The sequence below is a fragment of the Streptomyces sp. NPDC046335 genome (genome assembly GCF_055587985.1).
The window spans coordinates 464,537-480,651 of the sequence record NZ_JBVJFF010000004.1 but is presented as its reverse complement, the minus strand read 5'-3'; the positions used below and the strand labels follow the sequence as shown (position 1 = coordinate 480,651).

The window sequence follows — 16,115 nt, the reverse complement described above, 5'->3', positions numbered from 1 at the left end:
CCCCGGGGAGCCGCCCACCATCCGAGCCTCCTCCCGCCCTCCCCCGAACGGGCGTCCGCCGCGCTCGAACGCCCTCCCGCCATGTCCCGGCCTCATGTGCCTTCGTTGCCCCGCAGTTCCTCCACCGCGGTGCGCGCCGCCGTGCCGATCACGGCGTCGGCGCGCGGGAGTTTGGTGTCCGCGCGGGCCGCCTGGGTGAAGACCACGGCGGTGTAGACACCACCGTCGGGGAGTTCCACCACGCCCGCCTCGTGGCGCATCGTGCCGAAGGTTCCGGTCTTGCCCGACACCGTCACGTCGTCGTAGGGGAACCCGGAGGCGAGGCGGTGCGACCATGCCTGGCGGCCCATCGTCTCCCGCATGAAGGCGCAGCTCTCGGCGGAGGCCGCGCCGTCGGTCCAGATGGCCCGCAGCAGCCGGGCCATGTCGGAAGGCGTGGAGGACGCCTTGGACAGGGGGTTGTAGACCACGGCGGGCACCGTGGTGTCGTTGTCGGCCAGGCGTTCCATCGCGGCGCTGAGCGACTCGGCGCCGGTCTCCGAGACCATCCGCTCGAAGGTCGTGGCCGCGCCGCCGAGGATATGGGTGTCCGGCAGGCCGACGTCCTGGCACAGTTCCTCGACGGCCGCCGGGCCCACGCGGCGCAGCACCGCGTCCGCCGACGTGTTGTCGGAGACGCTCATCATGAGGACGACCAGGTCGCGCAGTGAGACGGTGACCGGGTCCCGCAGGATGGAGAGGCCGGTCCGGCCGGGCATCCGTTCGTCGGGGCCGAGTGTCACCCGCTGCCGGGGGTCCAGTGCGCCGGCGTCCGTCAGCCGGCAGAAGGCGGCCATCAGCGGCACCTTGTAGACCGATCCCACGGGCACCGGCTCGTCGGGGTCCACCGTCACGCATGCCGTCGGCCGGTGCAGCTCCGCCACGTGCAGCCAGCCGCGCACACCGGCGTCCGCGAACATGCCGCGGATGGCGCGTTGGGCGTCGCTCTCCCGCCTCGCCGCGCTCACCGCGCCGCCTGCCGGGCCAGGGCGTCCACCAGCAGGCGGGCCGTGAGCGCCGTTCCCTCGGAGTCCGGGCGGCGGGCGTCCCACACCACCCGCAGGCGCAGCGGCAGTGGCGGGTCGGTGGCCGGGGTGCGCTCGACGCCCTCGGCCGAGAGCCCGGCGTCGGCCGTCACCAGCACGGCCTGGCCCGCCGCCACCAGGGCGAGCCCGGCGCGTTCGTCGGGGACCACCACCGTCTCCACCCGTCGGCCGCGGCTGGCGAGGGTGTCGATGAACAGGTCGTACGCAGCCGGCGCCTCCTCCCGCGGCCGCACCGCGACGGGCAGCCGTCTGCCGCCCCCGGCCGCATCGGTCTCCGTCCGGGCAGGGGTCAGGCGCCAGGTCGGAAGGAGCACCACCCCGCCGGAGGCGAGTCCCGGCAGCACCGCGGGGTGCCGGATCACGGCGAGGTCCAGCCGGCCCGCGGCGGTCTCGGACAGCAGCGTGGCGGTCGGAGCCGTCGAGACGGCGAGCCGGGTGCGTTCCCCCGCACGGCCGGGCGCGGCGGCCACGGCTGCCGCGACCCGGGCGGGTACCTCCGGCGCGAGTCCGAGGCGTAGCCGGCGGCCGTCGGCCCGCTCCCGCGCACCGGTCTCCCGCAGCTCCGTGAGCGCGGCGAGCGCCCGACGGGCGTGCGGCAGCAACAGCGCGCCCTCGTCGGTGAGGGTGACACCCCGGCTGCGTTCGAAGAGGCGGACTCCCAGCAGCGCTTCGAGTCGGCGCAGTCCCTGCGACAGGGGTGGCTGGGTGATGCCCACGCGCTGCGCGGCGGCTCCGAAGTGTTCCTCGTCCGCCAGCGCGACGAAGATTTCCAGATGGCGTTCGGTGAGCAAGATGCGCCCCTGACGTGCGCGGATACGGAAGTCGAATCGGACCGACGTCGAGAGTGTATTCGACATGGCGGTGGGCTGCGGCTTGGCTGATGGCTGCCGCGCCGACGCGACAGAGATCAGCGGCAGCGAACTGCGAACAGCTGACAGCGAACAGCGACAGAGAAAGAGGACGACCGTGCGTCTCACCACCTCCACCCAAGCTCTGCCCTCCCGCCGCAAGCTACTGACCCTCGGCGCCGGTACCGCCCTGGCCGCCCTGGTGCCCACCCTGCCCGCCGTTCAGGGCACGGCGTACGCCGCCACGCCCGGCCGGAGACTCACCGGACAACTGCGCGCGCTGGAGAAGGAGTACGCCGCCCGCCTCGGTGTCTTCGCCCTCGACACCGCTTCGGGCGCGACGGTGTCCCACCGCGCCGACGAGCGCTTCCCGATGTGCTCGGTGTTCAAGGGCCTCGCCGCGGCGGCCGTCCTGCGGGACCTGGACGAGCACGGTGAGTTCCTCGGCCGCCGCATCCACTACACCGCGGAGTTCGTGGAGGCCGCGGGGTACCGTCCGGTCACGGGGAAGCCGGAGAACATCGCCCATGGCTTGACCGGCGCCCAGTTGTGCGCCGCGGCTGTCAGTGAGAGCGACAACGGTGCCGGAAACCTGCTGCTGCGCGAGCTGGGCGGACCCACCGCCATCACCCGGTTCTGCCGCAGCCTCGGGGACACGACCACCCGCCTGGACCGCTGGGAGCCGGAGTTGAACAGCGCCGAGCCCTGGCGGACCGAGGACACCACGAGCCCGCGGGCCGTCGGCATGACGTACGGCCGTCTCCTTCTGGGCCGCGCGCTGGCGTCGCGGGACCGGGAGCGGCTGTGGGACTGGCTGGTCGCGAACGTCACCAACACCGAGCGCTTCCGCAAGGGTCTGCCCTCGGACTGGATCCTGGCGGACAAGACGGGTGGCGGCACATCGTACGGCGTCGCCAACGACGTGGGCGTCGTCCGGCCGCCCGGGCGCTCCCCGCTGGTGCTGTCCATCCTCTCGACGAAGTACGACCCGCAGGGGCCCACGGACAACCCGTTGGTGGCCAGGGCCGCCGCACTCGTGGCCGCCGAACTCAGCTGAGCGTATCCGGCTCCCAGTCCAGGAGCCGGACCTTCGCGACGGTCTGGACATGCCGTCGCATGGCCGTCGCGGCGGCCTTGCCGCGTCCTTCCTCGATGGCGTCGAGGATCGCCTGGTGCTGCGCCAGGGAGCGGCTCGGCCGGCGCGGCTGGCGCAGGGATTCGCGCCTGCTCTCGGCGATGTCATCGGCGATGGAGCGCATGAACTCGGCCAGCAGTGTGCTGTGGGCCGCGGCGGTCACCGCGGCGTGAAAGCGACGGTCGCCCTCGGCGCCGTGCCCGCCTTCGGCGATCTCCGCGGCCATGTGCGCGAGCGAGGCGCGCAGCGCGGCCAGGTCCTCGTCGGTGCGCCGCTCAGCGGCGAGTTCGGCGAGCTTCGTCTCCATCGCCTCGCGCGCCTCAAGGACGTCCGGCAGCCTGCGCCGGCGCTCGACGAGCCGCTCGACGGGTTCGGCGTCCAGGCTGTCGCCGACGAGATAAGTGCCGCCGCCCTGCCGTACCTCGACGAGTCCCTGCACCTCCAGGACGACGATGGCCTGCTTCACCGAGGCACGGGAGACACCGAGCCGCCGGGCGAGTTCGCGCTCCGGCAGGAGCCGGTCGCCCGCCTTCAGGCCGCTCTCCGCGGCGTAGCTGCGCAGGCGGTCGAGCACCTGCTCGTACAGCCGCGTACGCCCCATGGGACGCAGTGCGTCGGACATCTCCTGCCCCCTGTTCCGGAGGCCCCCGCCCCCGTGGCCTTGGCAGCCTAGCAGCGCCATGCGGTCCAGTGGCTGAACCAATTTCCGCCTACCCCTTGACGGCTGAAACCGTTCCCCCTGACTCTGAGTGCCGTCAATAGGCCAATTGGTTCAGCCACTTGACCACTCAGGGACGGCCCCAGGACGGGAGCCCACATGTCCGCGGAACTCATCTCCATCCTTGTACTCGTGGTGGTCTTCGTGATCGCCACCACTCGCTCGATCAACATGGGCGCGCTCGCCTTCGCCGCCGCGTTCGCGGTGGGCGAGCTGGCCGCCGACCTGGACGCGGACGGCATCTTCGCCGGTTTCCCCGGTGACCTGTTCGTCGTCCTGGTCGGCGTCACCTATCTGTTCGCGATCGCCCGCTCCAACGGCACGACGGACTGGCTGGTGCACGCGTCCATACGGCTGGTCGGCGGGCGCATCGCGCTGATTCCCTGGGTGATGTTCGTGATCGCCGGCGCGCTCACGGCGATCGGAGCGGTCAGCCCGGCCGCGGTGGCGATCGTCGCACCGATCGCGCTGAGCTTCGCCGCACGTCATGGCATCAGTCCGCTCCTCATGGGCGCCATGGTGGTGCACGGCGCGCAGGGCGGCGGGTTCTCGCCGATCAGCATCTACGGGTCCATCGTGAACGGCATCGTGGAGCGCGAGGACCTGCCGGGCAACGAGGTCGCCCTGTTCCTCGCCTCGCTGTTCGCCAACGTACTGATCGCCGGCGTGGTGTTCGTACTCTTCGGCGGTCTCAAGCTCGGCCGGAAGCGGGCCGCGGCGAGTGACGCCGGCTCCCCCGCCGACGAGGAGACGCGGCTCACCGCGCCCCGCGTGGCCACCCTCGTGTCGCTCGTCGTGCTGGTCGTCGCCGTGCTCGCCTTCGACCTGGACGCGGGGCTGACCGCCATCACCCTCGCCGTGCTGCTGAGCGCGGTGTGGCCGGACACGAGCCGCAAGGCGGTCGGCGAGATCGCCTGGCCCACGGTGCTGCTGATCTGCGGTGTCCTGACCTATGTCGGTGTGCTGGAGGAGATGGGCACCATCAAGTGGGCCGGCGAGGGTGTCGGCGGCATCGGTGTCCCGCTGCTCGCGGCCCTGCTGTTGTGCTACATCGGCGCCCTGGTCTCCGCGTTCGCCTCGTCCGTCGGCATCATGGGCGCGCTGATACCGCTGGCCGTGCCGTTCCTCGCCCAAGGGGAGATCGGGGCGGTCGGGATGATCGCGGCGCTCGCGGTGTCGGCGACCGTGGTGGACGTCAGCCCCTTCTCGACCAACGGCGCCCTCGTCCTGGCGGCGGCGCCGGACGTCGACCGGGAGTACTTCTTCAAGCAGCTGATGGTGTATGGAGGGGTCGTGGTCGCCGTGGTACCCGCCGCGGCGTGGCTGGTGCTCGTGGTCCCGGGATGGGGGTGAGGGTGGATGCCGACACGCATCGCCCGCCGAGAGGCCCAGGCCCCGCCGATCCACCGTCGCCCGGCAGCAACACCCCACACCACCTGGAATGGAGTCAACACATGAGTGCCCGACCGCAGATGATGTTCCCCGCCCTGGCCGAGGGCGGCCCGCGGCCCGCACTGCGCTTCGGGGAACGCTCACTGACGTACGCCCAGCTCTCCGCGGCGGCCGCCTCCCTCGCCTCGTCCCTGGGTTCGGCGCGGCGCGTCGCCGTATGGGCGACACCCACCCTGGAGACCTCGGTCGCCGTGGTGGCCGCCCTGCTCGCGGGGGTGCCCGCGGTGCCGCTCAACCCCCGGCTCGGCGACCGCGAGTTGACGCACATCGTGGCGGACAGCGAGCCGTCGCTGATCCTGGCCGCGCCGGGCGACGAACTGCCCCCCGCGCTGGCCGGAGTGCCCCGCAGGGACATCGAGACCGACGTCACGGCGCCGGCTCCGCCGCTGTCCCCCGAGCCGGGCCCCGAGCACCCGGCGCTGATCGTCTACACCTCCGGCACCACCGGCCCGCCCAAGGGCGCCGTCCTGCCGCGCCGGGCCGTGACCAGCACGCTCGACGCGCTGGAGGACGCCTGGCAGTGGCACGCGGACGACGTACTGGTGCACGCGCTGCCGCTCTTCCATGTGCACGGGCTCATCCTCGGCATGCTCGGGCCGCTGCGGCGCGGCGGATCGGTGCGCCACCTGGGCCGGTTCAGCACCGAAGGCGTGGCGCGCGAGCTGAACTCCGGGGCCACGATGCTGTTCGGGGTGCCGACCATGTACCACCGCATCGCGGAGGCCCTGGCTTCCGGGTCCGGTGACGCCGTACTCGCCGAGGCGCTGTCCGGTGCGCGCCTGCTCGTGTCGGGCTCCGCCGCACTCGCCGCACGCGACCACGAGCGGATCGCCGCGGCGACCGGCCGGACCGTCATCGAGCGGTACGGCATGTCGGAGACCCTGATGAACACCAGTGTGCGTGCGGACGGACAGGCGCGCGCGGGAACCGTCGGAGTGCCGCTGCGCGGCGTCGAACTGCGGCTGGTGGACGAGGCGGGGGCGCCGGTCGGAGCCGGTCCTGACGCCGTGGGCGAGATCCAGGTGCGCGGCCCGAACCTGTTCACCGAGTACCTCAACCGGCCCGATGCCACCGCCGACGCGTTCACCGAGGACGGCTGGTTCCGCACCGGGGACGTGGCCGTGCGTGACGCCGACGGCTATGTGCGGATCGTCGGGCGCAAGGCGACCGACCTCATCAAGAGCGGCGGCTACAAGATCGGCGCGGGTGAGATCGAGAACGCGCTCATGGAGCACTCCGGTGTGCGGGACGCGGCCGTGACGGGTGAGCCGGACGACGACCTCGGCGAGCGCGTCGTGGCGTGGATCGTGCCCGCGGACTCCGAGCGCGTACCGACCCTTGAGGTGCTGGCCGACCATGTGGCGGCGCAGCTCGCCCCGCACAAGCGGCCGCGGACCGTCCACTACCTCCCCGAGCTGCCACGCAACGACCTTGGCAAGATCATGAAGCGGGCTCTCCGTGCGTGAGGGAGAGCCGCGGCGAACGGACGCGGGCCCAGAAGCTCCGGCGCGCATGAGCGCGCGCGCCGTACTCGCGGCCGTCGCCGAGACGTACACGGAACTGCCCGCACCCGAGAGAGCGCAGGGGGGCGGCGAGCCGGCCGACGGCCCGCTCGGCTGGCGGGGGTACGGCGCGGCCAGGCGGGGCGCGGCCGAGCGGACCGGCGAGAGCGAGTCCGTCGTCTGTGCCACCGCCGACATCGGTGGCGTGTCCGTGGTCGCGCTGTCCTTCGAGTTCGGTTTTCTCGGCGGGTCGATCGGTCGGCGCACCGGTGACCGGATCGAGGCGGCCCACAGCCACGCCCGGGAGCGGCGGCTGCCCGTGGTCACCTTCGTCGCCACGGGCGGCAGCCGGATGCAGGAGGGCATGCTCGCCCTGTCCCAGCTCCAGCGGGTGGCGCGCCAGAGCGCTCTCACCCGGGCGGCGGGATTGCCCCAACTCGCCGTGCTGCGCGATCCGACGACGGGCGGCGGGTGGGCGACGCTCGGCGCCGGGGCCGACATGGTGGTGGCGCTGCCCGGGGCTCAGGTGGCCTTCGCCGGATCGCGGGTACGGCCACCCGACGCGGACCCGGCCGCCTACACGGCCGAGGCGCAGTTCGCGGCCGGTCACATCGACGCCGTCGTACCTCCGGGAGAGCTGCCCGGCGCGCTCGCGCTGCGGCTGCGGCTGCTGACGTCCCCGCGCGCCACTGCCCCCGTCGCTCCTCCCGACGCCCTCGGCGTGACGGACCTGCCCCGCACCGGCTGGGACGCGGTGACCCGGGCCCGCGCGCCCGGCCGACCGCGCGCGGACGCCTACCTCGACGCCTTCTTCACGGCACGCGCCGAGGTGTCAGGGGACCGCTGCGGCGGCCGCGACCCCGGGATGAGCTGCGGCTTCGGCCTTCACGACGGCCGTACGGTGGCGTACGCGGCCCAGCGGGGCACCGCGACGCGGCCGGCCGGTTACCGCACCGCGGCCCGGCTGATCCGGCTCGCGGACCGGCTCGGTGTCCCCGTGCTGACCCTGGTCGACACCCCCGGCGCCGCCAATGACGCGGCGGCCGAGCGGGCGGGGGCAGGGGCGGCGATCGCCGACCTGTTCGCGGCGGTGGCCTCGGCGAGCGTCCCGCTGACCACGCTCGTCATCGGTGAGGGCGGTTCGGGCGGGGCGCTCGCGCTCGCCGCGCCCGGCAACACCTGGGCCACGCCGGACAGTTACTTTTCGGTGATCGCGCCGGAACTGGCCGCCGCGATCCTGAAGCGTCCGCCGTCCGCGGCACGCTCCACGGCGGACGAGCTGCGGGTACGGCCGCAGGATCTGGTCGACCTCGGTGTGCTGCGGGGTGTGGTGCCGGGGCGGGGTTGAGGGTCCGCCACGTTTTCCGGCCGAGTGAGGGCTGTTCGGCCGGCTCGGCCGGTCGTCGGCCATTTACTCGGAGGGAAGTTCGGTGATGCTGAGGGCGAAGTCCAGGTTTCCCACCCCGTGGTTGGCGAGGCCCACCGTGACCACGCCCGCTCCTTCCAGCCAGTGCGCCATCCTCAGGCCGCCGACGTCCAGCGGGCGCAGCCCGAGGCTCTCGACGAACGCTCCCACACGTGCCTTGGCCTGCGCGTCGTCGCCGGCGATGAAGACGTCGGGCCGGCCCTTCTCCAGGACATGGCGGAAGACGGTGTTGAACGCCTTCACCACATTGGCGTCGGCCGGGGCCGCCTTGGCGACTTCCTGCGCGATCGAGGTCTCCTCGCGGTGGGCCAGCCCGTCGAACGTGGAGTTGAAGGGGTTACTGATGTCGACGATGACCTTGCCCGCGAGAGCGTCTCCGTACTGGGCGACGGCCGGCACGACGCCGTCGTGCAACAAGGCCACGATGACGATGTCCCCGGCCGGGGCGGTGCCCCATTCTCCCGTCGTGGCGCCGCCGCCGAGAGCCTTGGCCAGGCCTGCGGCCTTGGACTGATCGCGGCCCATGATCTCGACGGTGTTGCCGCCCGCCATCGCCCGCGCGCCGATGGTGCGGGCCATGTTCCCGGTGCCGATGATGCTGATGTCACTCATGAGATGTCCTGTCCTGGTGGTGTGTCGTCCGGTTCAGATGGCGGTGGTGCCGCCGTCGGCGACGAGTTCCATGCCGTTGACGTAGCTGGAGTCGTCGGAGGCGAGGAAGAGGGCGGCGTTGGCGATTTCGTCGGGGCTGCCCATCCGGCCGCGGGGGATGAGGGACTCGAACTGGCGCTTGGTGGCCTCGTCGAAGAGTTCTGCCTGCTTGGCGGTGGCGACCTGGCCGGGGGTCAGGACGTTGACGCGGATGCGGCGGTCCTTGAGCTCGTTGAGCCAGACGCGCGCCCAGGCCTGCTGGACGGCCTTGCTGCCGGCGTAGACGCTCCAGCCGGGGAAGGCGCCGAGGGAGGCGTTGGAGCCGGTCATGAGGATGGAGCCGCCGTCGTTGAAGAGCGGGAGGGCCTTCTGGACGGTGAACAGGGTGCCGCGGGCGTTGAGCCCGAACCAGGTGTCGAACTGGGCCTCGGTGATCTCGCCGAGCGGGGCGGGCTCGCCGCCGCCGGCGCTGGCCCACAGCACGTCGAGGCTCCCCTTCTCCCGCTTGACGGTGTCGTACAGGCGGTCCAGGTCGTCCAGGTCGGCGGCGTCGCCCTGGACGCCGGTGACGTTGCGGCCGATCTGCTTCACGGCCTCGTCCAGGGCGTCTTGGCGGCGGCCGGTGATGAAGACGTGCGCCCCCTCGTCGACGAACAGTTTGGCGCCGGCCAGCGCCATGCCGGTGGTGCCGCCGGTGATGACCGCGACCTTGCCGTCGAGCTTTCCCATGGTCGTTCCCTTGGGTCGGTGGTGCCGTGTGTACCTGGGGCGACGGCGTTAAGCACACCGTGCTGTGTGCTTAAGGTACGGGGCAGACGGCCGGGGCGCAACTATGTACACCGGTCGTTACCAAGCCGCGGTACGATGGACCCATGACGGAGTTGGAGAAGGGCCCCACGGGCCGGCGTCGCGGCCGGGGCGCCCGCGAGCGCATCCTCAGCGCGGCCCAGCAGTTGTTCCGCGAGCGGGGCATCAGTCGCACCGGCATGGACCAGCTCTGCGCGGCGGCCGAGGTGTCCAAGCGCACGGCCTACCAGCACTTCGGCGGCAAGGACGAACTCGTCGCCGAATACCTGCGCCGGTTCGACCCCTCTGTTCTGTCAGGCGTGTTCGACCGCACCGACCTCACGCCCCGCGAACGGCTCCTCGCGGTCTTCGACATCCCCCCCACCAACCCCCTGTGCCCCTACATCGCCGCCGCCGTCGAACTCCACGACCCCGAGCACCCCGCGTCCCAGTACGCACGCGACTACAAGAAAGCCGTCGCCGCGCGGCTCGCCGACACCGCCCGCGAAGCCGGCGCCGCCGACCCCGAACAGCTCGGCGACCAGCTCGCGCTGCTCATCGACGGCGCCGCGGCCCGCACCCGGGTCCTCGACGCGGACGCCTTCCCCACCGCCGCCGCCATCGCCGCCGTCCTCATCGACAACGCCATCCCGCCGCGGCCGGCGAGGGCCTGACGTGACGCCAGACCCCTTTCACACCCTCGCCCGCAGCTTCCGTACATGGCGCTCCACGCTGTGCTGCACCGCCGCCGCGTGGTCGAAGAGGTGGAAGTGGCCGGCCGGGAACTGGGTCGTGCCGAGGAAGTCCGTGGTGTGGTCCGCCCAGACGGACATGGCGTCGGGCGGGACTATCGGGTCGCTCGCGCCGCCGTAGGCCGCCACCGGGCAGGGCGCGGGTTCGCCGTCCTCGTGGAGGCTGCCCGCGGCCAGGAAGTCGGCGCGGATCGCGGGCATGATCGAGGCCAGGGTGGCCGGGTCGAGTGCCGTGCCCTCCGTCAGCAGCCCCAGTTGGCCGACGCGGGCGAGGAGTTCGTCGTCCGACATGGTGGCGACCTGGGCGAGTTCGGCGGCCCACCCCAGTCCCGGCGCCCAGGAGGAGACGGCCAGGAGTGCGGGCGCTGGCAGGCCGTTCCACGCGGCGGCCACGGAGAGGCGGTAGGCGAGCATGCCCCCGAAGCTGTGGCCGAACAGGACGTAGGGGCGGCCGTCGAGTTCGGCCTCGAACGCCTCCTGGAGTGCGTCCAGGAGCGGTTCGACGTCGGTGAAGGGCTCCTCGTCGAACCGCTCCTGGCGTCCGGGCAGTTGCAGGGTGCGCACCTCCATGGTGGAGGGCAGGGTGGCGCCCCAGGCCTGGTAGGCCGGGGCCGTGCCGCCTGCGTGCGGGAACAGGAACACCTGGTGCCCGGCGTTCGGATCGGCTCCGGACGTGGTGAACCAACGGGCCCGTCGGGTGCTGCCGGTGGTCGTCATGCGCTCTCCTGATCCGTCTGGCGGGCCTTGGACATGAGGACGTCCGCTATCTCCCGCAGGTGTGTCTCCGGTCGCAGTGATCCGATGCGGAGCACGATGTGGCGGGCGCCCGCCCGTACGTAGTCGGCGAGGCGCTGCGCGCAGCGCTCGCTCGGGCCCCAGGCGTAGGCCTGGATGGCCGACATCTGCTCCAGGGTGCGGCCGTAGCAGTGCTCCAGGTAGTCGTCCAGCTCGACCCTGGCCCGCTGCTCGTCCGTGCCGACCGTGACCGTGAGGTACAGGGCGGGGATCACCGCGTCGGCCCTGCGCCCCGCGCGGCGGCAGAGGTCTTCCAGGCGTACGCGCGCGCGGGCGTAGGCGTCCGCCGAGGCGAGGAAGGGCAGCCAGCCGTCGTAGCGGCAGGCCGCCCGTTCGAGTACGCGGGCGGTGTCGTCGGCGACGAGCCACAGCGGCGGTCCGTCGGGCGCGGCGGGGCAGATGAGCCGGTCAAGGCCCTCCGCCTGCCAGTGTTCGCCCATGAAGCGGTTCGGCGCGCCGGGCCGGGTGCTGCACCAGGCGGTCCGCCACAGCGCGGTGATCTCGTCGAGCCGGTCGGCCCGGTCGCCCGACGAGGCGCCGACGGCGGCCAGTTCCTCGGTGGTCTCCGGCGAGGGGAATCCCGACCCCACCCCCAGGACGAGCCGCCCCGAGCTGACGTGGTCCAGGCTGCTTGCCATGTTGGCGGCCACGAGCGGGTGGCGCAGCGCGGGTGTCAGGGTCGCGGTGCCCAGGTGCACCCGGCGGGTCACCGCGCCCACGGCGGACAGCACCACCAGGGGGTCGAGCCGGGGGCGTGCGGTGAGGGAGTCACCCGTCCACAGCGAGTCGAAGCCGAGTTCCTCGGCCCGTCGCGCGAAGTCCAGCAGGGGGGAGACGCTGTACTCGCCGAGGATCGCCTGCTCCCTGGTCGGCAGCAGGACTCCCACACGCAGTGGCTGACGGGCAGCCCCCATCGCACACCTCTTTCTCGGATCGTCGTGGTCAGTGGTTCCTGCGACCCAAGCAGCCGCGCCTGACAGATGCCTGATCGCCCGGTGAAAGCGGGCGGCCCATCCGCACCCGTCGAGCCCGTCCATTACCTCGCACGTAATTGCCCCGGCGTCCTGCCGCGTTCGAACAAGCCAGGAGTGAGGGCCGAAGAGGCGCGTACATCGATGGAAAACGCGCAATAGCTGTCCGAGATGCCCCCGTCCGCCCCGACATCAACCGCGCGAAATCAGCTTTGCTTCAATGAATATGCACTGGCGTGGAAACGACGCCTGCCACTTGTTGGCACTTGCGGCCACGAAGGGCGCCGGAGTCAATTGAAGTAACCGTGCACGGCAGGAGGAGAAAAGTGATGGCTTATTCGCAGTTCGACGACGCGGGCCGCGGTACCGGCGCGCCGCTGCCCTCCGGACCCCAGGCGCAGGACGCCTCGGGGACCGGTCAGGTCTTCGCTTTCCTGGGCCCGCTGGAGGTGCGCGCGGGCGTCCGTACACAGGGTGTCAGCGGCAACCGGCAGCGCACCCTGCTGGCGGCGCTGCTCGTGAGCCCCGGCCGTCAGCTGTCCGCCGAGCAGCTCTACACCGAACTGTGGGGGGAGAACCCGCCGCCCACCTTCGAGAACTCGCTCCAGGCCCACGTCTACCGCTTACGCAGGACCTTGCAGCAGACGGCGGGCCAGGACGGCCCCGCGCCCGAGCTGCTCACCCGCCCCTCGGGGTACGTCCTGGAGCTTGGCGGGGCGCGGACCGACGCGGCGGCCTTCCGCCGGCTGACCGGCCAGGCCCGCGCCTGCACGCGGGAGAGCCCCGCCGAGGCGCACCGGCTGCTCGGCGAGGCGCTGGACCTCTGGCGCGGCGAGCCCTTCCAGGACGTCGTCCAGGGGCCGATCGCGCAGAGCGTGGCGCTGGCCCTGGAGGAGGAGCAGTTGTGTGCCGTCGAGGACAGGCTCTGGCTGGAGATGCAGCTCATGGACCCGATGCACAGCATCAGCGAGCTGAAGCGCATGCGCACGATTCACCCGTGGCGGGAGCGTCTGACCGAGATGCTCATGCTGGCCCTGTACCGGACGGGACGGCAGGCCGAGGCGATGGAGACGTACGACAGCACGCGGCGCAGGCTGGCGAGCGAGCTGGGCGTGGAGCCCTCGCTGAAGCTGCGCGAGCGGCTGCGGGAGATCCTCAACCAGGCTCCCTCCCTGGACGTGGCCGTCCCCGCGTAGAGAGCGAGGGAGCAACGCCGCGAGGAGGCCGCGGCGGTACGCCCGGAACACCCCCGGGGGCGTACCGCCGCGGCCTTCTCGCTTGTCCGGCGCCGGGGCGTCAGCAGCGCGTCAGCGCACTCCGCCAGAATATCCCTTGAGCAAACTCAAATTCCCGGCGTTCTCTCTTTTCGTCCCGCCGAGATGCCGCATTTGCTGCTGCCTTTCCTGTGGCAATCCCACGGAAGAGGAAGGCGTTATTGCGGTTATTTGTTCGAGAGCGAACACTCTGGTGTATGACCTCACAGCTCATGCACCGAGAGAGTCCGAGTGTCGGATCCCTGTTGCGGGAATGGCGGAACCGGCGGGGCATCAGCCAGTTGGAGCTCGCCTCGCGCGCCCGCTGCTCCACCCGGCACATCAGCTTCATCGAGACCGGCCGCGCCCGCCCCAGCATGGACGTCCTGCTCCGCTTCGCCGCCGACCTCGACCTGCCGCTGCGGGACCGCAACGTCCTGCTGGTCGCCGCCGGGTTCGCTCCGTACTTCCAGGAGTCGAGCATGGACGGCCCCGCCCCGAACGTCGTACAGAAGCGATTACGTCGCCTGGTCACCGCCCACGAACCCCATCCGGTGCTGGTCTTCGACGCCCAGTACCGCGTCGTGGAGGCGAACCGCACGTTCGGTGTCCTGGTGGGTGACGTCTCCCCCGATCTCCTGCGCCCGCCCGTCAACTTCCTGCGGCTGCTCCTGCACCCGCGGGGTCTCGCGCCCCTGATGCCCGACCAGGGAGCGTGGCGCGAGCATCTCCTCGGCAGGCTGCGCCGGCACGTGACCAAGACCGGGTCGGCGCCGCTGAAGGCGCTGTACCAGGAGGTGAGCGGCTACCCCGCGCCGCCGCCCGACCGGCACGGTGGCCGCCGGCCCGCTGAGGCGGACGGCGTCTTCGACTTCCCCTACGCGCTGCCGCTGCGCCTGGTGCGAGGCGGCCGGACGCTCTCCTTCATCTCGACGGTCATGACGTTCAACGCCTTCGCCGACGTCGCCGTCTCCGAGCTGGCGGTCGCGACACTGCTGCCCGCCGACGCCGCCACCTCCGCCGGTCTGCGGTCCCTGCGGACGCGCCCGCGGGGACGTTCGACCGTGGGCGGACGGCCCGTCAGCGGCCTCTCAGGCGTCGATCAGGACCGCTGGCCAGGGTGGTCGCAGGAAGAGGCACTACGAAGGGGATGATATGGACGAGGACTTCGAGGTCGTCATCATCGGCGCCGGGATGTCGGGCCTCGGCATGGCCGCCCGCCTCAAGGAGGCCGGACGGCACGCGTTCACGGTTCTGGAGAAGGCCGGCTCGATCGGCGGGACCTGGCGCGACAACACCTACCCCGGTGCGGCCTGTGACGTGCAGTCCCACCTGTACTGGTACTCCTTCGGCGAGCAGCCCGACTGGAGCCGTACCTACGCCGGGCAGCCGGAGATCCTGCACAACCTCGAACGGTTCGCCGAGAGCCACGAGTTGGCGGAGCACATCCGGCTCGGCGTGGAGGTCACCCGGGCCACGTGGTCCGACGACGACGGCCGCTGGCTGCTGAGCACCTCACGGGGTGAGCGGCTGCGGGCCCGCGTCCTGATCACGGCGTGGGGGCAGCTCGACCGTCCGGCGTGGGCGCGCGTCGAGGGCGTGGACAGCTTCGCCGGGCGTCAGGTGCACACGGCCCGCTGGCCCGAGGAGCTGGATCTGACGGGCAAGCGCGTCGCCTGTATCGGCAGCGCGGCCAGCGCCGTGCAGCTCGTGCCCGCCATCGCGGAGGCCACCGAACGCCTCACGGTGTTCCAGCGCTCCCCCAACTACCTGCTCCCCCGGCAGGACCGGGCGCTCACGGACGACGAGCGTGCCGCGCTGCTCGCCGAACCGGACCGCTATGCCTCGCTGCGCGAGGAGCTGTACCAGGAGCGCGACGGCTGGGCCGTCGGCCTGCGCGACGACGGCAATCCGGTGCGGGAGGAGTTCCAGCGGGTGGCGGGCGAGCACCTGAACGCGCAGGTCACCGACGACCGGCTCCGCGACCGGCTCACCCCCGACTACGCGTTCGGCTGCAAGCGAGTGCTGATCAGCGACGACTACTACCCGGCCCTGTCCCGCGACAACGTCGACGTGGTGACGGAGCCCATCACCAGGATCGAGCCGGAGGGCGTCCGCACCGCCGACGGGCGGCGGCACGACGTCGACGTGATCGTGCACGCCACCGGCTTCCAGCCGCTCGACCGCACCGGTGGCGTGGAGATCGTCGGCCGGGACCTGCTGACGCTGCGCGAGGCGTGGAAGGAGGGGCCCGAGGCGTACCTCGGCGTCTCGGTCAGCGGCTTCCCCAACATGTTCATGCTGTACGGCCCCAACACCAACCTGGGCCACCACTCGATCCTCTTCATGGTGGAGAGCCAGATCGCCTACGTGCTCCAGGCCCTCGGCGCCCTCGACGCCGGCCGGGACCGCACCCTGGACGTCGCCCCCGAGGTGCAGCGGCGCTACAACGAAGAGCTGCGGCGGGACCTCGCGGGCACGGCCTTCGCCGCCGGCTGCGGAAGCTGGTACACCACGGGCGACGGCCGCGTGGTCAACAACTGGTCGTCCAGCATCGAGGCCTACCGGGAGCGCACCGCGGTCTTCGCGCCGCAGGACTACGTTTGAGCCCCTGGGTCCGCGTACGGCGGTTGAGCCCTCCCCCCCGGCGGCGGGGTCGGCGCCCCCCCCCCCCCCCCTACCCCCCCCCCTCCCCTCCCAGGGCCGTTCCTCCCCCCCATCCCCCCACATATAAACCCCGC

15 protein-coding genes are annotated in these 16,115 nt (G+C 72.1%); 8 read left to right on the top strand and 7 right to left on the bottom strand.

The window, feature by feature from the left end; translation table 11 throughout:
- Nucleotides 1-92: 92 nt before the first annotated feature.
- Both ACZ6JY_RS11645 and ACZ6JY_RS11640 read right to left on the bottom strand, forming a co-directional pair.
- Nucleotides 93-1,007, bottom strand: coding sequence for a serine hydrolase (locus tag ACZ6JY_RS11645; RefSeq protein WP_469194721.1), 915 nt, complete (start codon nucleotides 1,005-1,007; stop codon nucleotides 93-95).
- Nucleotides 1,004-1,942 (bottom strand): LysR family transcriptional regulator, encoded by a 939-nt coding sequence (locus ACZ6JY_RS11640; RefSeq protein ID WP_469194719.1) that lies wholly within the window; start codon nucleotides 1,940-1,942, stop codon nucleotides 1,004-1,006. The genes ACZ6JY_RS11645 and ACZ6JY_RS11640 overlap by 4 nt, the downstream gene beginning before the upstream one ends.
- A gap of 109 nt (nucleotides 1,943-2,051) precedes the next feature.
- On the opposite strand from ACZ6JY_RS11640, the gene bla reads away from it, so the two are divergent.
- Nucleotides 2,052-2,990 (top strand): class A beta-lactamase, encoded by a 939-nt coding sequence (bla, locus tag ACZ6JY_RS11635; protein WP_469194718.1) that lies wholly within the window; start codon nucleotides 2,052-2,054, stop codon nucleotides 2,988-2,990.
- Here bla and ACZ6JY_RS11630 read toward each other — a convergent pair.
- Nucleotides 2,983-3,690, bottom strand: coding sequence for a FadR/GntR family transcriptional regulator (locus ACZ6JY_RS11630; protein WP_469194716.1), 708 nt, complete (start codon nucleotides 3,688-3,690; stop codon nucleotides 2,983-2,985). The genes bla and ACZ6JY_RS11630 overlap by 8 nt on opposite strands.
- 195 nt (nucleotides 3,691-3,885) lie before the next feature.
- On the opposite strand from ACZ6JY_RS11630, the gene ACZ6JY_RS11625 reads away from it, so the two are divergent.
- From ACZ6JY_RS11625 to ACZ6JY_RS11615, 3 genes are all read left to right on the top strand, one after another.
- Nucleotides 3,886-5,139, top strand: a complete 1,254-nt coding sequence (locus tag ACZ6JY_RS11625; RefSeq protein ID WP_469194715.1) for an SLC13 family permease — start codon at nucleotides 3,886-3,888, stop codon at nucleotides 5,137-5,139.
- 101 nt (nucleotides 5,140-5,240) lie between these two features.
- The gene (locus tag ACZ6JY_RS11620; protein ID WP_469194713.1) at nucleotides 5,241-6,704 is read left to right on the top strand and encodes an acyl-CoA synthetase; all 1,464 of its coding nucleotides are present in this window, start codon (nucleotides 5,241-5,243) and stop codon (nucleotides 6,702-6,704) included.
- A 46-nt stretch (nucleotides 6,705-6,750) separates the two neighbouring features.
- Complete coding sequence (locus tag ACZ6JY_RS11615; protein ID WP_469194711.1) at nucleotides 6,751-8,088, top strand: carboxyl transferase domain-containing protein; 1,338 nt, start codon at nucleotides 6,751-6,753, stop codon at nucleotides 8,086-8,088.
- Nucleotides 8,089-8,151: 63 nt separating this feature from the next.
- Here ACZ6JY_RS11615 and ACZ6JY_RS11610 read toward each other — a convergent pair whose 3' ends face one another.
- Nucleotides 8,152-8,778, bottom strand: coding sequence for an NADPH-dependent F420 reductase (locus ACZ6JY_RS11610; RefSeq protein WP_469194709.1), 627 nt, complete (start codon nucleotides 8,776-8,778; stop codon nucleotides 8,152-8,154).
- A gap of 33 nt (nucleotides 8,779-8,811) precedes the next feature.
- Nucleotides 8,812-9,546, bottom strand: coding sequence for an SDR family NAD(P)-dependent oxidoreductase (locus ACZ6JY_RS11605; RefSeq protein WP_469194707.1), 735 nt, complete (start codon nucleotides 9,544-9,546; stop codon nucleotides 8,812-8,814).
- 143 nt (nucleotides 9,547-9,689) lie between these two features.
- Between ACZ6JY_RS11605 and ACZ6JY_RS11600 the strand changes: the two genes are divergently transcribed.
- The gene (locus tag ACZ6JY_RS11600) at nucleotides 9,690-10,277 is read left to right on the top strand and encodes a TetR/AcrR family transcriptional regulator (RefSeq protein WP_469194705.1); all 588 of its coding nucleotides are present in this window, start codon (nucleotides 9,690-9,692) and stop codon (nucleotides 10,275-10,277) included.
- Nucleotides 10,278-10,295: 18 nt separating this feature from the next.
- Here ACZ6JY_RS11600 and ACZ6JY_RS11595 read toward each other — a convergent pair whose 3' ends face one another.
- A complete protein-coding gene (locus ACZ6JY_RS11595) occupies nucleotides 10,296-11,072 on the bottom strand; it encodes a thioesterase II family protein (RefSeq protein WP_469194703.1) in 777 nt (258 codons plus the stop codon).
- Complete coding sequence (locus tag ACZ6JY_RS11590; protein ID WP_469194701.1) at nucleotides 11,069-12,064, bottom strand: LLM class flavin-dependent oxidoreductase; 996 nt, start codon at nucleotides 12,062-12,064, stop codon at nucleotides 11,069-11,071. Before ACZ6JY_RS11590 ends, ACZ6JY_RS11595 begins: the two co-directional genes overlap by 4 nt.
- A gap of 386 nt (nucleotides 12,065-12,450) precedes the next feature.
- Between ACZ6JY_RS11590 and ACZ6JY_RS11585 the strand changes: the two genes are divergently transcribed.
- The 3 genes from ACZ6JY_RS11585 to ACZ6JY_RS11575 all read left to right on the top strand — a co-directional run bounded on the left by ACZ6JY_RS11585 (nucleotide 12,451) and on the right by ACZ6JY_RS11575 (nucleotide 15,981).
- Complete coding sequence (locus ACZ6JY_RS11585; RefSeq protein WP_469194699.1) at nucleotides 12,451-13,317, top strand: AfsR/SARP family transcriptional regulator; 867 nt, start codon at nucleotides 12,451-12,453, stop codon at nucleotides 13,315-13,317.
- A gap of 275 nt (nucleotides 13,318-13,592) precedes the next feature.
- On the top strand, nucleotides 13,593-14,528 hold the full coding sequence (locus ACZ6JY_RS11580) for a helix-turn-helix domain-containing protein (RefSeq protein WP_469194698.1): 936 nt from the start codon (nucleotides 13,593-13,595) through the stop codon (nucleotides 14,526-14,528).
- Between the two features lies 1 nt (nucleotide 14,529).
- The gene (locus ACZ6JY_RS11575) at nucleotides 14,530-15,981 is read left to right on the top strand and encodes a flavin-containing monooxygenase (RefSeq protein ID WP_469194696.1); all 1,452 of its coding nucleotides are present in this window, start codon (nucleotides 14,530-14,532) and stop codon (nucleotides 15,979-15,981) included.
- Nucleotides 15,982-16,115: the final 134 nt, after the last annotated feature.

Excerpts from the sequence above, each read along its gene's own strand:
- ACZ6JY_RS11640 (WP_469194719.1), bottom strand. The coding sequence starts at position 1,942 with ATGTCGAATACACTCTCGACGTCGGTCCGATTCGACTTCCGTATCCGC.
- ACZ6JY_RS11630 (WP_469194716.1), bottom strand. The coding sequence starts at position 3,690 with ATGTCCGACGCACTGCGTCCCATGGGGCGTACGCGGCTGTACGAGCAG.
- ACZ6JY_RS11625 (WP_469194715.1), top strand. The coding sequence starts at position 3,886 with ATGTCCGCGGAACTCATCTCCATCCTTGTACTCGTGGTGGTCTTCGTG.
- ACZ6JY_RS11620 (WP_469194713.1), top strand. The coding sequence starts at position 5,241 with ATGAGTGCCCGACCGCAGATGATGTTCCCCGCCCTGGCCGAGGGCGGC.
- ACZ6JY_RS11615 (WP_469194711.1), top strand. The coding sequence starts at position 6,751 with ATGAGCGCGCGCGCCGTACTCGCGGCCGTCGCCGAGACGTACACGGAA.
- ACZ6JY_RS11610 (WP_469194709.1), bottom strand. The coding sequence starts at position 8,778 with ATGAGTGACATCAGCATCATCGGCACCGGGAACATGGCCCGCACCATC.
- ACZ6JY_RS11605 (WP_469194707.1), bottom strand. The coding sequence starts at position 9,546 with ATGGGAAAGCTCGACGGCAAGGTCGCGGTCATCACCGGCGGCACCACC.
- ACZ6JY_RS11600 (WP_469194705.1), top strand. The coding sequence starts at position 9,690 with ATGACGGAGTTGGAGAAGGGCCCCACGGGCCGGCGTCGCGGCCGGGGC.
- ACZ6JY_RS11595 (WP_469194703.1), bottom strand. The coding sequence starts at position 11,072 with ATGACGACCACCGGCAGCACCCGACGGGCCCGTTGGTTCACCACGTCC.
- ACZ6JY_RS11590 (WP_469194701.1), bottom strand. The coding sequence starts at position 12,064 with ATGGGGGCTGCCCGTCAGCCACTGCGTGTGGGAGTCCTGCTGCCGACC.
- ACZ6JY_RS11585 (WP_469194699.1), top strand. The coding sequence starts at position 12,451 with ATGGCTTATTCGCAGTTCGACGACGCGGGCCGCGGTACCGGCGCGCCG.
- ACZ6JY_RS11580 (WP_469194698.1), top strand. The coding sequence starts at position 13,593 with ATGACCTCACAGCTCATGCACCGAGAGAGTCCGAGTGTCGGATCCCTG.
- ACZ6JY_RS11575 (WP_469194696.1), top strand. The coding sequence starts at position 14,530 with ATGGACGAGGACTTCGAGGTCGTCATCATCGGCGCCGGGATGTCGGGC.